The 16,488-nt window shown below is 65.9% G+C and carries 17 protein-coding genes; 6 read left to right on the top strand and 11 right to left on the bottom strand.

Annotation, left to right across the window (positions count from 1 at the left end):
* Positions 1–29: 29 nt before the first annotated feature.
* On the bottom strand, positions 30–1,028 hold the full coding sequence (locus tag DQ353_RS14495) for an ABC transporter substrate-binding protein (RefSeq protein WP_113763462.1): 999 nt from the start codon (positions 1,026–1,028) through the stop codon (positions 30–32).
* 299 nt (positions 1,029–1,327) lie between these two features.
* On the opposite strand from DQ353_RS14495, the gene ligM reads away from it, so the two are divergent.
* A complete protein-coding gene (gene ligM, locus DQ353_RS14490; protein WP_113763460.1) occupies positions 1,328–2,734 on the top strand; it encodes a vanillate/3-O-methylgallate O-demethylase in 1,407 nt (468 codons plus the stop codon).
* A gap of 73 nt (positions 2,735–2,807) precedes the next feature.
* Here the strand turns inward: ligM and DQ353_RS14485 are convergent, their stop codons facing one another.
* The 10 genes from DQ353_RS14485 to DQ353_RS14440 form a co-directional block, all read right to left on the bottom strand.
* The gene (locus DQ353_RS14485; protein WP_113763458.1) at positions 2,808–3,671 is read right to left on the bottom strand and encodes an ABC transporter ATP-binding protein; all 864 of its coding nucleotides are present in this window, start codon (positions 3,669–3,671) and stop codon (positions 2,808–2,810) included.
* Positions 3,661–4,434: an ABC transporter permease gene (locus tag DQ353_RS14480; RefSeq protein WP_113763456.1), complete on the bottom strand. Its 774-nt coding sequence runs from the start codon at positions 4,432–4,434 to the stop codon at positions 3,661–3,663. The genes DQ353_RS14485 and DQ353_RS14480 overlap by 11 nt, the downstream gene beginning before the upstream one ends.
* A complete protein-coding gene (locus DQ353_RS14475) occupies positions 4,431–5,270 on the bottom strand; it encodes an ABC transporter permease (RefSeq protein WP_113763454.1) in 840 nt (279 codons plus the stop codon). The genes DQ353_RS14480 and DQ353_RS14475 overlap by 4 nt, the downstream gene beginning before the upstream one ends.
* Entirely contained in the window at positions 5,267–6,247 is a 981-nt protein-coding gene (locus DQ353_RS14470; RefSeq protein WP_113763452.1) for an ABC transporter substrate-binding protein, read from the bottom strand. The genes DQ353_RS14475 and DQ353_RS14470 overlap by 4 nt, the downstream gene beginning before the upstream one ends.
* Before the next feature lie 16 nt (positions 6,248–6,263).
* Positions 6,264–7,808, bottom strand: a complete 1,545-nt coding sequence (locus DQ353_RS14465; RefSeq protein WP_113763450.1) for an acyl-CoA synthetase — start codon at positions 7,806–7,808, stop codon at positions 6,264–6,266.
* 63 nt (positions 7,809–7,871) lie between these two features.
* A complete protein-coding gene (locus DQ353_RS14460) occupies positions 7,872–8,873 on the bottom strand; it encodes an ABC transporter substrate-binding protein (RefSeq protein ID WP_113763448.1) in 1,002 nt (333 codons plus the stop codon).
* 231 nt (positions 8,874–9,104) lie between these two features.
* Positions 9,105–9,560 (bottom strand): MaoC family dehydratase, encoded by a 456-nt coding sequence (locus DQ353_RS14455; RefSeq protein WP_113763446.1) that lies wholly within the window; start codon positions 9,558–9,560, stop codon positions 9,105–9,107.
* Positions 9,561–9,634: 74 nt separating this feature from the next.
* On the bottom strand, positions 9,635–10,822 hold the full coding sequence (locus tag DQ353_RS14450) for an acyl-CoA dehydrogenase family protein (RefSeq protein WP_113763445.1): 1,188 nt from the start codon (positions 10,820–10,822) through the stop codon (positions 9,635–9,637).
* Positions 10,819–11,712 carry an amidohydrolase family protein gene (locus tag DQ353_RS14445; protein WP_113763444.1) on the bottom strand — a complete coding sequence of 298 codons (894 nt, stop codon included), beginning with the start codon at positions 11,710–11,712 and terminating at the stop codon, positions 10,819–10,821. Before DQ353_RS14445 ends, DQ353_RS14450 begins: the two co-directional genes overlap by 4 nt.
* A 19-nt stretch (positions 11,713–11,731) precedes the next feature.
* Entirely contained in the window at positions 11,732–12,658 is a 927-nt protein-coding gene (locus DQ353_RS14440) for an SDR family NAD(P)-dependent oxidoreductase (RefSeq protein ID WP_113763443.1), read from the bottom strand.
* A gap of 128 nt (positions 12,659–12,786) precedes the next feature.
* Here DQ353_RS14440 and DQ353_RS14435 point away from each other — a divergent pair, with 128 nt between their 5' ends.
* From DQ353_RS14435 to DQ353_RS14415, 5 genes are all read left to right on the top strand, one after another.
* Positions 12,787–13,254, top strand: a complete 468-nt coding sequence (locus DQ353_RS14435; protein ID WP_113763442.1) for a MarR family winged helix-turn-helix transcriptional regulator — start codon at positions 12,787–12,789, stop codon at positions 13,252–13,254.
* A gap of 88 nt (positions 13,255–13,342) precedes the next feature.
* A complete protein-coding gene (locus DQ353_RS14430) occupies positions 13,343–13,753 on the top strand; it encodes a TOBE domain-containing protein (RefSeq protein WP_113763441.1) in 411 nt (136 codons plus the stop codon).
* Between the two features lie 17 nt (positions 13,754–13,770).
* Positions 13,771–14,553: a molybdate ABC transporter substrate-binding protein gene (modA, locus tag DQ353_RS14425; RefSeq protein ID WP_502696404.1), complete on the top strand. Its 783-nt coding sequence runs from the start codon at positions 13,771–13,773 to the stop codon at positions 14,551–14,553.
* A gap of 4 nt (positions 14,554–14,557) precedes the next feature.
* Positions 14,558–15,376, top strand: a complete 819-nt coding sequence (locus tag DQ353_RS14420) for an ABC transporter permease (protein WP_113763439.1) — start codon at positions 14,558–14,560, stop codon at positions 15,374–15,376.
* Positions 15,377–16,423, top strand: coding sequence for a sulfate/molybdate ABC transporter ATP-binding protein (locus tag DQ353_RS14415; RefSeq protein ID WP_113763438.1), 1,047 nt, complete (start codon positions 15,377–15,379; stop codon positions 16,421–16,423).
* The last annotated feature ends 65 nt before the right edge of the window (positions 16,424–16,488 follow it).

Raw genomic sequence — 16,488 nt, 5'->3', positions numbered from 1 at the left:
CAGGCCGCCGTCGTCATGCTTGGTGGGAGCTACTTTGACGGCAGCAGCGCCGTGAGGTCCGGGATCTTTTCAATGAGTCCGCGATCCAGCGAGATCTCGGCAATCTTCTCGATGGAGGCCTCGTTGACCTCGGTGTAGTACCTCGGCATCGTCAGCTTCTCGATGACATCCGGCTCCAGCGAGGTGTAGTCCGGCAGGACGGCCTTGGCCTTGTCCGGGTTCTCGTCGGCGAACTTCTGCGAAGCCTTCATGGCACGGGCAAACTTGGCCGCCGTTTCGGGATTTTCCTTGATGTATTCATCCGAAGTGAAGTACACGGCGACGGTCAGGTCGTCGACAGGTTCGGCGTAGTTGGAGAAGATCGGAACGTTGCCGTCGGCCTCGGAGATGGTCACGAACGGTTCGACGGCCGCCATTGCATCGACGTTGCCGGCAGCGAGCTGGGCCGCCATGTCGGGGAAGCCCATTTCCACGAAGTGGACCTGTTTATGGTCCCCGCCGGCGAGCTTCACTGCCTCGCTGATGGTGGAGTCCGAGATGTTGTTCAGGGTGTTTACGGCGACCTTCTTGCCGACCAGGTCCTTGATGTCCTTGATGCCGCTGTCCGGCTTGGTCATCACCGAGGCGAAGTCCGCCTGGGTGTCACCGGTGGAGCTGCCCCCGGGTGCCACCATCTTCAGGGGCAGGCTCTTTGACCGTGCCACGATCATGGAGGTGACGTTCGAGAACCCGAAGTCCATCTGCTTGCTCATGATGGCCGGGACGATGGCCGCCCCTCCCTGGGCCAGCGTCAGCTTGACGTCCAGGCCCTCCTTTTCGAAGAGCCCTTCCTTGACGCCCAAGTAGATCGGGGCGACGTCCACGATCGGGATCACGCCGACCTCGACCTTTTCCAGTCCCGTGGCGGCGCCGCTTCCGGATGCACCTTCGGTGGACGATTCGGCCGGTCCGGTCGACGGCGATCCGCTGCCGCAGGCCGCCAAGCTCAGTGCCGCGAGCAGGGCCAACGCACCTTTGATTCTCTTCATGCTGGTCTCCAGGATTCCCGGGGTCGCCCCCGAAAGAAAAGTGATGTACGTCGCATACTACCTATTCCGATAGTGTTTCGGGGAATAACGAGGGAACCAAATATTTGGGCGCACAACTTCACCGCCTCCGGGGGCCGCGGCAAGGTCGGGTGGGGTTTGATTTCCCGGAAAATAACTATCGACTTAGTGAGTCTGTTGGCCTATGGTCGGGGTAGCGGCAGATACGCCGCTCCTTCGTGTTCCAGCGCGGGCCCGGCGAAAAGAGGGCACCGCTCCCCGAGGAAAGGAAGCCTTCTCGCATGTCACCCAAGAACCTCCAGGAAGTCCTGGATGAGGCTGGCAACACCGCCGAACTGCTGCGCAATTCCCAGCTCGGGGCCTACGTCTATCCGGTGGTGGCCCCGGAGTTCTCCAACTGGCGCAGCGAACAGCGCGCCTGGCGGGAAACCGCAGTGCTCTACGACCAGACCCACCACATGGACAACCTCTTCATCAAGGGCCCCGACGCACTGAAGCTGATCTCCGACACCGCCATCAACAGCGTGGCGGTGTTCCCCGTGAACCGGGCCAAGCAATACGTACCCACCACCCCGTCCGGCCACGTCATCGGCGACGGCATCCTCTTCCACGAGGAACAGGATGAATATGTGTACGTGGGCCGGGCCCCTGCCGCCAACTGGCTGCTCTTCCAGGCGGAAACCGGCGGGTACGACGTGCAGATCGAGGTGGATCGCCGCTCGCCCTCCCGCCCCATGGGCAAACCGGTCCAACGCAAGTACTGGCGCTTCCAGATCCAGGGGCCGCAGGCCTGGAATATCATCGAGAAACTGAACGGGGAGCCGCTGGAGCAGCAGCGCTTCTTCTCCATGGACACCATGAACATCGCCGGAACGGAAGTGCGCACGCTGCGCCACGGCATGGCCGGGGCACCGGGGCTGGAAATCTGGGGACCGTACGAATCCTACGACATGATCCGCGCGGCGGTACTGGAAGCCGGGGCGGAATTCGGCATGGTTCCCGTCGGCGCACGGGCATATCCCTCCAACACCCTGGAATCCGGTTGGATCCCTTCTCCGTTGCCGGCGATCTACACCGGCGAGGAGCTGCGCGCCTACCGTGAGTGGCTCGGCGCCGACAGCTATGAAGCCACCAACGCCGTGGCCGGAAGCTTCGACTCCGCTGACATCGAGGACTACTATCACACGCCCTGGGAACTGGGCTACGGGTCCTTCGTGAAATTCGACCACGACTTCATCGGCCGCGAGGCCCTGGAGAAGATCGACCCGGCCAACCAGCGCAAGAAGGTCACCCTCGCCTGGAACGCGGAAGACCTGGGCACGATCCTTTCCTCCGTGCTGGATCCCGACGAGGTCCCCTACAAGTATTTCGACCTTCCGCTGGCCAACTACGGCTCCTCGAACTACGACCGCGTCATCGATGCCGACGGCAAGACCGTGGGCCTTTCCATGTTCACCGGCTACAGCTCCAACGAGCGCCGCGGCCTGTCCCTGGCCATTGTCGATCCGGAGGTCCCGGAGGGCACCGAACTGCGGGTGGTGTGGGGCGAGCCGGACGGCGGTACCAGGAAGACCACCGTGGAGCCGCACCGTCAGTTCGAGGCCCGCGTGGTGGTCAGCCCGGTGCCGTACTCCAACGTGGCCCGGGCCGAATACCAGGGCGGGTGGCGGACCTCCTACGGGAAATAGCCCCCACAACGACCCCAGGGCCGCCATCTCCCGGCGGGAGATGGCGGCCCTGCTGGTTTCCCGGGACGATCGCCTACTTGGCGACCATGGTGATGGCTTCCTCGGGGCGGTGCCCCTGCTTGGCCTTCTGGATCTCCGCATACACGTGGTGGCGCAGCTCGGTGAAGCGCGGCAGCGACCGGGTCTCCAGCTGGTCCCGCTCGGCCGGCAGGTCGATCACGATGTCCTCCTGCACGATCGTCGGCGAGGAGGACAGGATGATGACCCGCTCCCCCAGGTAGATCGACTCGTCGATGTCGTGCGTGACAAACAGGACCGTGACGCCCAGCTTCTTCCAGACGCTGCGGATCAGGTCCTCCAGGTCCGCCCGGGTCTGCGCGTCCACCGCCGCGAACGGCTCGTCCATCAAAAGCACCTCGGGCTGGTACGCCACCGCCCGGGCGATCGCCACGCGCTGCTGCATGCCGCCGGACAGCTGCCACGGGTAGGACTTGGGCACGTGGTCCAGGCCCACCGCCTCCAGCGCCTCGGCCACCAAACGCTTGCGTTCCTCTTTCGGCACCCCTGCGTTCTTCAGCGGAAGCTCGACGTTCTCCGTCACGCGCAGCCACGGGAACAGGGAGCGGCCGTATTCCTGGAACACGACCGCCATCTTCTTCGGCGGGCCGGTGACCTTTTGCCCGTCCAGGCGCACCTCGCCGGAGGTGGAATTCATCAGCCCGGCGATGCACTTGAGCAGCGTGGTCTTGCCCGAGCCCGAGGGCCCGACCAGGCAGACCAGCTCGCCGCGGCCCAGGTCGAAGGTCAGGTTCCGCACCGCCTCGATGTCCCCGGCATCGGTGTGGTAGACCTTCTTCAGGTTCCGCACCGAGAGCAGGGCCTGCCCCTCGGGCAGGGTGCGGCCACCTTTGTGCGACGTGGGATTCTCAGACTGCATTTTCAACCTCTTTCAGGCCGTGGTACCAGCGCAGCACGCGCCTTTGGACCCATTGGAAAATAAAGGACAGGGCCACGCCGATCAGCCCCAGGACCACGATGCCGGACCACATCTCCGGGACCGCGAAGGACCGCTGGAATTGCACGATCGTGAACCCCAGCCCGGAGGACGAGGCGAACATCTCGGAGATGACCATCAGGATCAGCCCGATCGACAGCGCCTGGCGCACCCCGGCCATGATCGTCGGGGTCGCCGAGGGCAGGATCTGGTAGCGGATCCGGGAAAACCCGGTGATCCCGTAGGACCGGGAGGTCTCGTTTTGCACCGGGTCGATGGAGCGCACGCCCTCGATGGTGTTCAGCAGCACCGGCCAGATGCAGCCGGAGATGATCACCGCGACCTTCATCCCGTCGTTGATGCCCACCAGCAGCATCAGCACCGGAACCAGCACCGGCGGCGGCAGCGCCCGGAAGAACTCGAACACCGGCTCGGTCACCGCCCGCAGCGTGCGGTTCAGGCCCACGGCCAGCCCCAGCACGATGCCCAGCACGATGGCGGCCAGCACCCCCACGACCAGGCGCATGATGCTGGGCAGCACGTCGGTGAGCATCCGCTCCCCGAACCAGGTCTCGACGAAGGTCGTCAGGAGCTTGGCCGGGGTGGGCACGAAGAAGTTCGGTGCCCCGGAGGTCGCCAGCCACCACCAGGCCAGCAGGATCAGCGGCAACCCCAGCAGGTAGCCGAAGGATTTCAGGATTTTCATGCCGTCGCCTCCCCGCGAACCGACGGGTGCCAGGACAGCACCCGTTTCTCAACCACCCGGGTGACCCCGTTGATCGCGACCCCCAGGAACCCGGTGGCCAGGATCAACGCATACATCCCGGAAATCGCGCCGCCGGACTGCGCCAGGGCGATCTCCTTGCCCAGCCCCGGGGAGCCGATCAGCAGCTCCGCGGTGATCGCCAGGATCAGCGCCACCGAGGCGGCCAGCCGGATCCCGGTCATCAGGTACGGCAGCATCGTGGGGAACACGACGTCCCGCACCCGCTGCGCGTAGGAGAAGCCGTAGGACCTAGCCGTCTGCATCGCCACGTTGTCCACGTCCGCCACCCCGTAAAGCACCTGGATCAGCACCTGCCAGAAGCAGGCATAGACGATCAGCAGCAGCGAGGACTCGATCTTGATGCCAAAGAGCAGCACCGCCAGCGGGATCAGCGCCACCGACGGGATCGGGCGCAGGAACTCGATGGTCGAGTTGGTGAAGCGCCGCAGGAACGGCGACATGCCGATCACCAGGCCCAGCACCAGCGCCGCGGCCACGGCGATCGCCAGGCCGATGGCCCAGGCGGCCATCGTGTCTCCCACGGCCACCCAGAACGCCGTCAGCCCCAGGTCGGTGGCCAGGGCCGCGATGACCTCGGAGGCCGGAGGCAGGTACTTGGCCTGCACCACGCCCAGGGCCGGCATCAATTCCCAGAACCCCAGGAACACCACGATGCCAATGAGACCCAGCACCCACTTCGGCAGGCCCTTGGACGGCAGGCGGGAGGCCTTGGCCTTCGCCGCGGCACGCGTGGATGGTTCGGTCGCCTGGGTCATGGCAACAGCGCCTCGAGGTCAACCGGCTTGCTGATGGCGTCGAACTCCTGCGCCGCCTCGCCGAGCTTCTTCGCGGCCTCGCCGTTGATCTCCACGCGGTAGCGCGGCAGCACCAGCTTGGCGCGGGTTTCCTCGTCGATCTTGGTGTAGGTGCCCACGATGTCGCGGACCTCCTCCGGGTTCTCGTTGGCGTATTCCAGCGACTTGTTCATGGCGCGCTGGAACTTGGCCGTCAGCTCCGGTTCCGCCGCAACCTTCGCTGCAGAGGTGAAGTAGCCGGCGATGTCCAGTTCCGGATCGAAGTCGGAGAAGTTGTTGCTCACGACCCGCGCACCGTCGCCCTTGGCCTGGACCAGGAAGGGATCGAGGATCCAGGCGGCATCCACGATGCCGTTTTCCAGGGCCGCCGGGGCATCGGGGAACGGAACCTCGACGAAGTCGACGGTGCTCGGGTCCCCGCCGTCATCCTTGACGACCTGCGAAACGGTGATGTCTCCGATATTGGAAAGGTTGTTCACCGAGACCTTCTTGCCTGCCAGGTCCTTGGGGGACTTGATCGGGGAGTCCTTCGGGACCACCACGGCACCGAAGTCCCCGTCCTTGTTCCCGGAGGTGGTCACGCCGTTGGCAACGACCTTCATGCTCAGGCCCTTGTCGTTGGCGACCATGAGCGAGACGTAGTTGGAGAAGGCGAAGTCGTAGCTTCCGGACTGGATCCCCGGCACGATGGCCGAGCCGCCGGTGGCGGTCTGGATGTCCAGGTCCAGGCCCTCGGCCTCGAAGAAGCCCTTGGAGTCGCCCAGGAAGATCGGGGCGGTGTCCACGATCGGGATCACGCCGACGGTGATCTTTTCCAGGCCGGCGCCGCCGGATTCGGGGGCGGTGCCGGCGGTCTCGCCGCTGGGCGAGCCCGAGCCGCATGCGCTCAGTGCGAGAATCCCCAAGGCGGCCACTGCGAGTGTGAGTCTGTTTTTCATGGGTCGTCATGAATCCTTAGCTGGTGGGTACCGGCGGGGTCGTCCCGCCGAAGGTCTTGCGCAAGTCGGTCTTGCGGATCTTGCCGCTGGCGGTGCGCGGGAAATCGTCCGTGAGCACCACGGAGCGGGGGATCTTGTATTTGGCCAGGCGTCCGGCCAGGTGTTCCTTGATATCGGACTCGGTGATGGCCGCGCCTTCCACCGGGACCACGACGGCCCGCGGCACCTCTCCCCATTTTTCGTCCGGGACACCGATGACGGCCACCGAGGCCACGCCCGCAAGCTCCATGATGGCCTGTTCCACCTCGGCCGGGTAGATGTTTTCGCCGCCCGAGATGATCAGGTCCTTGAGCCGGTCGGAAATATAGAGGAAGCCCTCGTCATCCAGGTACCCCACGTCCCCGGAACGGAACCAGTGTCCGTCGATGAAGGCCGCCTTGCTGGCCTCCGGAAGCTGCCAGTATTCCTTGATCACGTTCGGGCCCGAGATCAGGATCTCGCCGGCCTGTCCGGCCGGCAGCCGGGCGCCTGCGGGGTCGACAACCATGACGTCGGTGAAGAAATGTGCCAGCCCGGCCGAACCGGCCTTGGAACGGGAGCGTTCGGCCTGCAGGGAGGTGGCTCCCGGTGCGGTTTCTGTCATCCCGTAGCCTCCCGAGAATCCCAGACCGCGTTTTTCGTAGGCCTCGAGAACACGCGTCGGAACCGCGGATCCGCCACAGGTGAGCATGCGCAGCGAGGAAATGTCGGTGCCGGCCCATGCGGGGTGCTCGGCCAGCATCTGGTAGGTGGTGGGGACCCCGGAGAGCGAGGTGATCGAGTGGCGCTCGATCGCCGCGAGCACCGAAGAAGGCTCGAAACGGTCCTGGAGCACCAGGGTTCCACCCTTGAGCAGCGTCGGCAACGCGCCCATGCCCAGCGAGGCCACGTGGAACATCGGGGCGATCATCAGGGCCCTGGCATCGCTGGTCACGTCGTAGTCGACCAGGACGTTCAGGGCATTCCAGGTCATGTTCCCGTGCGTCAGCACTGCACCCTTGGGCCGGCCGGTGGTCCCGGAGGTGTACAAGATGATGGCCGGATCCTCGTGGTCCACGGCGATATCCTGGTATCCGGAATCCGCCGCATCCAGTGCACGCTCGTAGGCCGAGTCGGCCCGGGGCTCGTCATCGAGCACCAGATGGTGCTCCACCGGGCTATCAACCATGGCCGCCAGCGCCAGGTCGTCGAAGGAGACAGGGTTGATGATCACGGTGCTGCCCGAGTCGTTCAACGCGTAGTTCAGTTCACGCGCTGTCAGCCGCGTGTTGAGCGGCACGAAGATGGCGCCGATGCCGCCGCAGGCAAAGAGCGTCTCCAGGAAGGCGGAGTGGTTGTTGCCCAGGTAGGCCACGCGGTTGCCCTTGGCCACGCCCAGCGAGCGAAGCGCGTTGGCCAGTTTGTCCACGCGGGACGCCAACTGCGCGTAGCCCAGGGACTTTTCCCCCTCGATGACGGCCGCGTGGTCCTGCGACTTGACGCGGCGCTTGTGGATCCAGCCGCCGAGGCCTTGGTTGAGCATGGGTGCCTTTCCCGTGTGCCGGCCGGGTGGCCGGCACACCTTCTTGGAACGTTGGTGTCGGTACTACTTGACGGTCATGGCCGCGACGTCGGGTGCCTTGGAGAGGAACTTCAGCTTGGCGGCCAGCTCGGCCAGCTTGGCGAGCTGGTCGCTGGGCACCACGCCGTCCCAGGTTTCCATCTTCAGGTTCTCGGCCACCTTGGCGTCCATCTTCATGAATTCGGGCAGCAGGGCCTTGGCCCCGGCCTGGTCGCCTTCGGCGGCCGCGAGTGTCTCGGTCATCGCTGCCTTGAAGTCTGCGACGATTTCGGGCTTCTCCTGGGCGAACTTGCCGCTGGTGAAGCTGACCATGGTCGGCAGGCCGGGGATGGCCTTCTGGTTCGGGTAGCCGAGCAGTGCGTTGTCCGGGTTGGCCAGCGCCTTGGACAGGAACGGTTCCGGGAGCCAGATGGCGTCCATGTTCCCGCGGTCGAGCTGGGCTTCCATGTCCGGGAACGGCATCTCGGAGAACTTCAAGGCACCCGAGTCCCCTCCGTCGATCGCGGCGGATTCCATGATGGTCAGGTCGCCCTGGGTCTTCAGCGCGTTCACCGAGGTGGTTTTGCCGGCCAGGTCGGCAAAGTCCTTGATGCCCGAATCGGCACGCACGACCACTCCGTTGATGTCGTCCCCCTCGGCCTTGGAGTCGGAGTAGCCCGAGACGATTTTCATGTCCAGGCCCTTGTCGACCGCGGTCAGCACCGAGAGCGGGTTGCCGACGGCGAAGTTCAGGTCGCCGGTGGAGACGGCTGGAAGCATGGCCGCACCGGCGGAGCTGGTGGTGAGTTCCACGTCGAGTCCGTGCTTTTCGAAGATGCCCTTGTCGATTCCGTATTTCACGGCGACTGACGGTGCTATCGGCAGGACGCCGACGACAACCTTGGTCAGTCCGCCGGAGCCGGAGCCGGAGGCAGCGGCACCGGTATCCGAGGCGGCGGAGCCCGAGGGCGAACCCTGGCCACACCCGGTCAGCGCGAGAGCCGCAATCGATGCCCCGGCGAGGATGGTGGATAAACGCTTCTTCATGGATGCTCCTTGGTGAAAAATGATGGGCCGGGCATCTGCGCCCCAACCGCGAGATCATGTGACCCCTGCCACATATGACAATCTAAGCACAATCATTGAAAAAATCAATAGTTGTCACTTTTGTGCGCCTGGCCCGGTTGAATGTGACGCCACATTCGAGCCGGCAGCCTTGCGCCGAAACGGCAAAAGGCCGGGAACATCCCCGGCGGGCGCCCGACTTTTTGCTGGATCCTAGGCGTAGAAGCGGTAGATGCCGCGCGACACCACGGCGGGCTTCGGTGCGCCCTCGACCTCGACGACCTGGTCGACAGCGATCTGGTAGCCGCCCTTGACCTCTTCGACCTCGGCGATCTGCGCTTTCATGCGGATCCGCGCGCCCACCGGCACCGGCGAAGGAAAGCGGACCTTGTCCAGCCCGTAGTTCACGCGGGTGGAGACGCCGGTGACGTCGAAGAGCTCGGACCAGAAGGCGATCTGCAGGCTCAGCGAGAGGTATCCGTGGGCGATCGGTCCGCCGAAGGGGCCGTCCTTGGCCTTTTCCGGGTCGGTGTGGATCCACTGGTGGTCGTCGGTCGCATCGGCAAACGTGTTGACCTGGTCCTGGGTGACGGTGCGGAAATCGCTGTACCCCAGGTCGGTGCCGGCCGCGGTGGCGAGCTGCTCGTACGAAAGAACTGTCTGGCCCATGATGGGTACTCCTCTAAGTGATGCGGTTTGTATTGGCGTGTTTGAATAAGGATCCGGTGGTGCCGGAACCCTCCTTAGCGGAAGGCCCCGATGCCGGTGATCGCCCGGCCAAGGATCAATGCATTGATCTCGTCGGTGCCCTCGTAGGAATAGATGGCCTCGGCGTCGGCATGGAAGCGGGCGACGTCGTAGTCGAGCACGATGCCGTTGCCCCCGCAGACCTCCCGTGCCAGGGCTGCGGTCTCCCGGAGCATGCGGGCGGTGAACATCTTGGCCATGGCCGAGTTCTCGTCCTTGTAGATGCCTTCGTCCTGCGCCTGGGTCAGGCTGACCACCATGGCCAGGGAGGCGGTCACGTTGGTGAGCATCGTGGCGAGCTTCTCCTGGATCAGCTGAAAGGACGCCAGTGGCTTGCCGAACTGGTGGCGCTCGGTGACGTATTTCAACGCCGCCTCGTAGGCGCCGGCGGCCGCTCCGGCGGCGATCCAGGCGACGTCCGAGCGCATGTTGCGCAGGCAGGCGGCAACGTCGGCGAATGAGTTGATGTTGCCCAGGCGCCCCGATTCCGGCACGCGGACGTCCGTGAGCTCGATGTCGGCGTTCTGCATGATCCGCAAGGATGTCTTGCGTTCGATCTTGCTCAGCTTGACGCCCGTCGCGTTCGTGGGCACCAGGAAGCATTTGACCTTGGCATCGGCGGTGTCGCGGGCAAAGACCGCCAACACGTCGGCCTGGGCGGCACCCCCGATCCAGCGCTTGGCCCCGTTGATGACCCAGGCTCCCCCCTCGGGACCCTGCTCGAAGGTTGCCGAGGTGGCCAGACCCCCGGCAATGTCCGAGCCATGTTCCGGCTCGGTGAGCGCGAAGACGCCCTTGTATTCATAGGAGGCGATGCGCGGGTCCAGCTCGGCTACCTGCTCCGCACTGCCACCCAGATTCACCGTGGTGCGGAAGAGCCCGGACTGGGCGTTGTAGAAGGTCACGACCGAGGCATCGACACGAGCCAGCTCGAAGTTCCTGAAGCCGCCAAAGAGGCCGCGGACCGTCTCGCCGGCGGCCAGCACCTCGGCCGGCCGCATCAAGTCCAGGCCCACCAGCGGCTCGATGATCGATTCGGGGAATTCCCCACGGTCCCAAAAGTCGTTGAGAACCGGGCGCACGTGCGTATCCAGCACAGAGCGCAGGCGCAGCAGCGCCGCGCGCTCGGCACCGGTCAGCAGCCGGGCAAAGCCGTACTGGTCGCTGGGATAGAAGTCGGTCATGGCCTGCCCAGTCCCAGCACCCGCACCGCGTTGTCCTTGAGGATCAGCGGTCGGACTCCGTCCCTCAGCGGCAATTCGGCGAAGGCGCCGAGCCACTTTTCCGGGGCGATCAACGGGTAGTCGGTGCCGAAGAGCACCTTGGTGGAGAGCACGTTGTTGCTCATCTTCACCAGGGATGCCGGGAAGTACTTCGGGCTCCAGCCCGAAAGGTCGATGAACACGTTCGCCTTGTGCGTGGCGATCGAGTTCGCCTCGTCCTGCCACGGCACCGAGGGGTGGGCCATGATGATCGTGAGCCCCGGGAAGTCCGCGGCCACGTCGTCGAGCAGCAGCGGATTGGAGTAGCGCAGCTTGATGCCGCGTCCACCGGGTAGCCCGGCGCCCATGCCGTTTTGCCCGGTGTGGAAGATGCACGGCAGTCCGAGCTCCTCAAGCGCCGCCCACAGCGGGTGGAACTCCCCACCGGAGGGATCGAAGCCCTGCAGCGAGGGGTGGAACTTGAAGCCCCGCACCCCAAGGTCCTCGGCCTGGCGGCGGGCCTCGGTGATTGCGGCCGGGCCGGTGCGCGGGTCCACCGAACCGAAGGGGATCAGCACGTCGTTGTTGCGTACGGCCCCGGCCACCAGGTCGTCGATCGAGTTCGGCAGATGGCCCAGCGCGGTACGGGCATCGACGGTGAAAAGCACCGCTGCCATCTTCGCCTCGCGGTAGACCTGCGCGATGCGGTCCACCGAGGGAGTGCGCTCCGCGGACTTGAAGTACGCGGCAGAGGCCTCGAAGAGGTCCTCGGGCATGGCCTTGTGCCCGCACTCGTCGACCTCGAGGTGCACGTGCATGTCGATCGCGGTGACAGCGTCGAGGTCGATGCCGGATTCGTAGCGGATGCTCATTGCGCGCACTGGTCCCCTGCTACTTGGCTGCCGGTTCGGGCTGCAGTTCGGCGGGCAGCTCCGGAAACTTCTCGCCGACCGACTGCAGGTTGCCGGAGAACGGGAAGCGTTCGAGCAAGGTGGCGTAGTCCCAGCCGCCGTCGTTGAATTCCGAGGCGATGGCTTCCGGGTGGCTCCACAGCTGGAGGCGGTCCCCGCCGGCGCCGATGGCCTGGCCGGTGATGTTGCCTGCCTCATCGGAGGCGAGGAAGGCGATGAGTCCGGCGACGTCGTCGGCGGTGCCGAAGCCCAGTTCCTTGCGGAAGAAGTCGGGCATGGCCTCGCCGCGCTCGTCGGCCTCGATGGCCTTGGCGAAGAACGGAACGGTCTTGGTCATGGCGGTGGCGGCCACCGGGATGACGGCGTTGACCGTGACGCCGGCGCGCTTCATTTCCATTGCCCAGGTGCGCACCATGCCCACGATGCCGGCCTTGGCAGCGGCGTAGTTGGTCTGGCCGAAGTTTCCCCGTTGGCCGGTGGGCGAACCGATGGTGATGATGCGACCGGCGATGTTGTTTTCCTTGAAGTACCCGTAGGCCTCGCGGACGCAGGTGAAGGTGCCGCGCAGGTGCACGTTGATGACCAGGTCGAAGTCCTCGTCGGTCATCTTCAGGATCGACTTGTCGCGCAGCACGCCCGCGTTGGTGACCAGGATGTCCAGGCGCCCGAAGTTTTCCACGGCGGAGGCAACCAGCGCCTTGGCGGTTTCGGCGGACCCGACAGGGGCCACGACCGCCACGGCCTTCCCGCCCGCCGCGGTGATCGAGGTGACGGCTTCTGCCGCCACCTCGGCATCCACGTCGTTGATGACCACTGCGGCACCCTGGCGGGCCAGTTCCTGCGCGTAGCTCAGGCCAAGTCCGCGGCCGCTGCCGGTAACGATTGCAACTTTTCCAGCCAGTGACACGTCTGCTCCTTCAAGGGTGGTTATTGCCCCCGCCGACCCTGTCGTGGGAACCTTGCTATATACATAACAACTTAAACTCTTGATAAAGTCAACGATTAAGTTTCTTATCAATCTCGAGGGGCAGCACCATGGCAACCAGGCCGGGCACCACCATGAACACCATTGACCGACTCCTGTCCAGCGAACTGGCGGGCGAAATCGAGTTCCTCACCGCCCGCACCCGCTCATTGGGATCGGCACGCGCCAACATGCTCCTCGAGCCGCTTGACCTCAAGGTCCGCTCCTACTCGGTGCTCTCGCTGGCCTGCAGCGGACTGGCACCCACGCAGCGGGAACTGGCCGAATTCCTCTCACTGGATCCGAGCCAGATCGTGCCGCTGGTCGACCAGCTGGAAGGGCGGGGCCTGGTGGAACGAACCGCCGACCCCAACGACCGCCGCTCCAAGGTCATCACCGGCACGAAATCCGGCGAGCAGCTGTACACCAAGGCGCGCGAAGCCACCGCCGAGGGCGAGGCCGTGGCCATGGCGAAGCTGAGCAAGGCGGAACAAGAGACCCTGCGCGACCTGCTCTCGCGGATCGCGTTTCGCGACTGACCGCGACGAGGCGCCTGACAAGCGGGTATTTTTCCCGATTTGCGCGCTATAGACCCCATTGCCTCCGCAAATGAGGCACCATGGGAACATGCCGAAAATTCGCGTCTCCGAAGCAGCCCGTTTTCTCGGGGTCAGCGACGACACCATTCGCCGCTGGACCGAGAACGGAAACCTCACCCCGCACAAGGACGCCTCGGGCCGGCTGGCCGTCGACGGGCTCGAGCTGGCCCACCTCGCCCGGAACCAGGCCCACCTGCCGGATGACCCCTCGCAGATCGGTTCCTCCGCACGCAACCGATTCGTCGGGCTGGTCACCGCCATCACCATGGACACCGTGATGGCACAGGTCGAGCTGCAATGCGGTCCCTTCCGCGTGGTCTCCCTGATGAGCAGCGAGGCCGCACGGGAACTGGATCTCAAGCCGGGGTCCATCGCGACCGCCGTGGTCAAGGCGACCACCGTCATCATCGAATCCCCGCAGGGAAAGACCGCGACATGAGTTTCCCGGGCAAAAGCATGGCCACACTCGTCATGGCCGGGGCGCTCATCACTTCGCTTGCCGGATGCTCCGCGGGCACCGCAAGCGACGCCTCGTCCAATCCCCCCGACACCGGGCCCACCGGAAGCATCACGGTGTTTGCCGCGGCCTCCTTGAAATCCACGTTCACGCAGCTGGCCGACAACTTCGAGGCCGGCCACCCCGGCACCACCGTCCACCTGAGTTTCGCCGGCTCCTCGGACCTGCTCACCCAGATCACTGCCGGCGCCCCAGCCGATGTCTTTGCCTCGGCCGACACCAAGAACATGTCCAAGCTGCAGGACGCCGGCCTGGTTGCCGGCACGCCCGTCGATTTCGCCACCAACACCCTTCAAATCGCGGTTCCCCCGTCCAACCCCACTTCGATCGCGTCCCTTGCCGATTTGGCCAAACCCGGCCTCAAGCTGGTCATCTGCGCACCCCAGGTCCCGTGCGGGGCCGCGACCGAGACCGTCGAGGAATCCGCCGGAGTGATGCTCGCCCCGGTCAGCGAGGAATCCTCCGTCACCGACGTATTGGGCAAGGTGACCAGTGGCGAGGCCGACGCGGGGTTGGTCTACGTCACCGATGTCTTGGCTGCCGGGGACAAGGTCAAGGGCATCGAGTTCCCCGAGTCTTCCGCCGCGGTGAACACCTACCCGATCGCCACCGTGGCCACCAGCCAGAACAAGGAACTCGCGGATGCCTTCATCGCCTCGGCCCTCGAGCCCGAGGGCCGCAAGGTCCTGGCCGCCGCCGGCTTCGGAAACCCGCAGGGCTAGCGGGATGCGTCGTCGAAGCGGCACCGGATACACCGCGGTTCCCCCGTGGATCTATGCGTTCGCGGCCGTGGGCGCGCTCTTTGTCATGCTTCCGCTGGTTGCCATGGCCGTGAAGATCAACTGGGCGCAGTTCATCCCGCTGATCACCTCCGAATCCTCGCTGACCGCGCTGGGCCTGTCACTGCGCACCTCGGCGGCCAGCACCGCGCTGTGCATCCTGCTGGGCATTCCGCTGGCGCTGGTGCTGGCCCGCGGCGATTTCCCGGGCCAGCGGGTGCTGCGCGCCTTCGTGCTGCTGCCCCTGGTGCTGCCGCCGGTGGTCGGCGGCATCGCGTTGCTCTACACCTTCGGACGCCAGGGCCTGCTGGGCCGGTCGCTGGAGCTGGCCGGGATCCAGATCGCATTTTCCACCACCGCGGTCATCCTGGCCCAGACCTTCGTCGCCCTCCCCTTCCTGGTGGTCAGCCTCGAGGGCGCGCTGCGCACCGCGGGCGGAAGGTACGAGGCGGTCGCGGCAACGCTGGGCGCGAGGCCCACCACGGTGCTGCGCCGCGTGACCCTGCCGCTGGTGCTTCCCGGACTGGCCTCCGGAGCGGTGCTCTCCTTTGCCCGCAGCCTCGGGGAATTTGGGGCGACCCTCACCTTCGCCGGCTCCCTGCAGGGCGTCACCCGGACCCTGCCGCTGGAGATCTACCTGCAGCGCGAGACCGACGCGGACGCCGCGGTGGCACTGTCCCTGGTGTTGGTTGCGGTGGCCGTCATCGTCGTGGCCCTGTCCTACCGTGCGCCGCGCGGGCGACAGGCCATGGCGGGGGCGGGCTAGATGGGGTTCAGGTTCGAGGCCACGCTGGAATCCCGGAACTTCGAGGTTGCCCTGGAGCTTGCCCCGGGCCAGACCCTGGCGCTGCTGGGTCCCAACGGGGCGGGCAAATCCACGTTGCTGTCCATCATTGCCGGGCTGCTGCGCCCGGACTCGGGCAGCGCGAGGATCGGCGAGCGCACGCTCTTCGACCTCGATTCCACCAAGCCCTCCTGGGTTGCTCCGCATGCCCGGGGCACCGTGCTGCTGGCGCAGGAGCCCCTGCTCTTTCCGCACTTGAGTGTGCTGGAGAATGTGGCCTTCGGTCCGCGCAGCACCGGCACCCCCGCGGCCGAGGCCAGGAGCGTGGCGCGCCAGTGGCTTGCCTCGACCGACACCGGGGCGCTGGAATCCCGGCGTCCCGGCGAGCTGTCCGGGGGCCAGGCGCAGCGGGTGGCCGTGGCCCGGGCGCTGGCTGCCGCTCCGGACCTGCTGCTGCTCGATGAGCCCATGGCCGCGCTGGACATCCACGCCGCCCCCCTGATGCGCCGGCTGTTGAAGCACGTGCTGGCCGGCCGCAGCGCCATCATCATCACCCACGACGTGCTCGATGCGCTGATGCTCGCCGATTCGGTCGTCGTCATGGAGGGTGGGCGCATCACCGAGGCCGGGGCCACCCGCGAGGTGCTCAACAGGCCGCGTTCCCGCTTTGCCGCCGGGCTCTCCGGGCTGAATCTGCTCACCGGCACGGCCCGCGCCGAGGGGATCGAGACCCGCTACGGGCACGTCAGCGGCATTTCGGAGGGGAAGCTGTCGCCGGGGGACCCGGCGGCGGCGGCCTTCCGCCCCTCCGCGATCTCGGTGTACCTGGATCCGCCGCACGGCAGCCCGCGGAACCTGCTGGCGGCCACCATCACCGATCTGGAACCCCACGGGGATGCGATCCGCGTGCGGGCCGGCGACCTGGCCGCCGACATCACCCCGGGCGCGCTGGCCGACCTCGGGCTGGTTCCCGGGATGCGGGCCTACTTCGTGCTCAAGGCCACCGCCGTCACCATCTATGCCAGCTGAGCGTCCAAGCGTTTCGTGCAACCGGTTGTCAGCATGCAGGTCCCGGGAGCCGCGTAACCTCGCCG

Source organism: Arthrobacter sp. AQ5-05 (assembly GCF_003287975.1).
Lineage (GTDB): Bacteria > Actinomycetota > Actinomycetes > Actinomycetales > Micrococcaceae > Paeniglutamicibacter.
The sequence above is the reverse complement of the archived record's forward strand: the minus strand, read 5'-3'. Positions and strand labels throughout refer to the sequence as shown.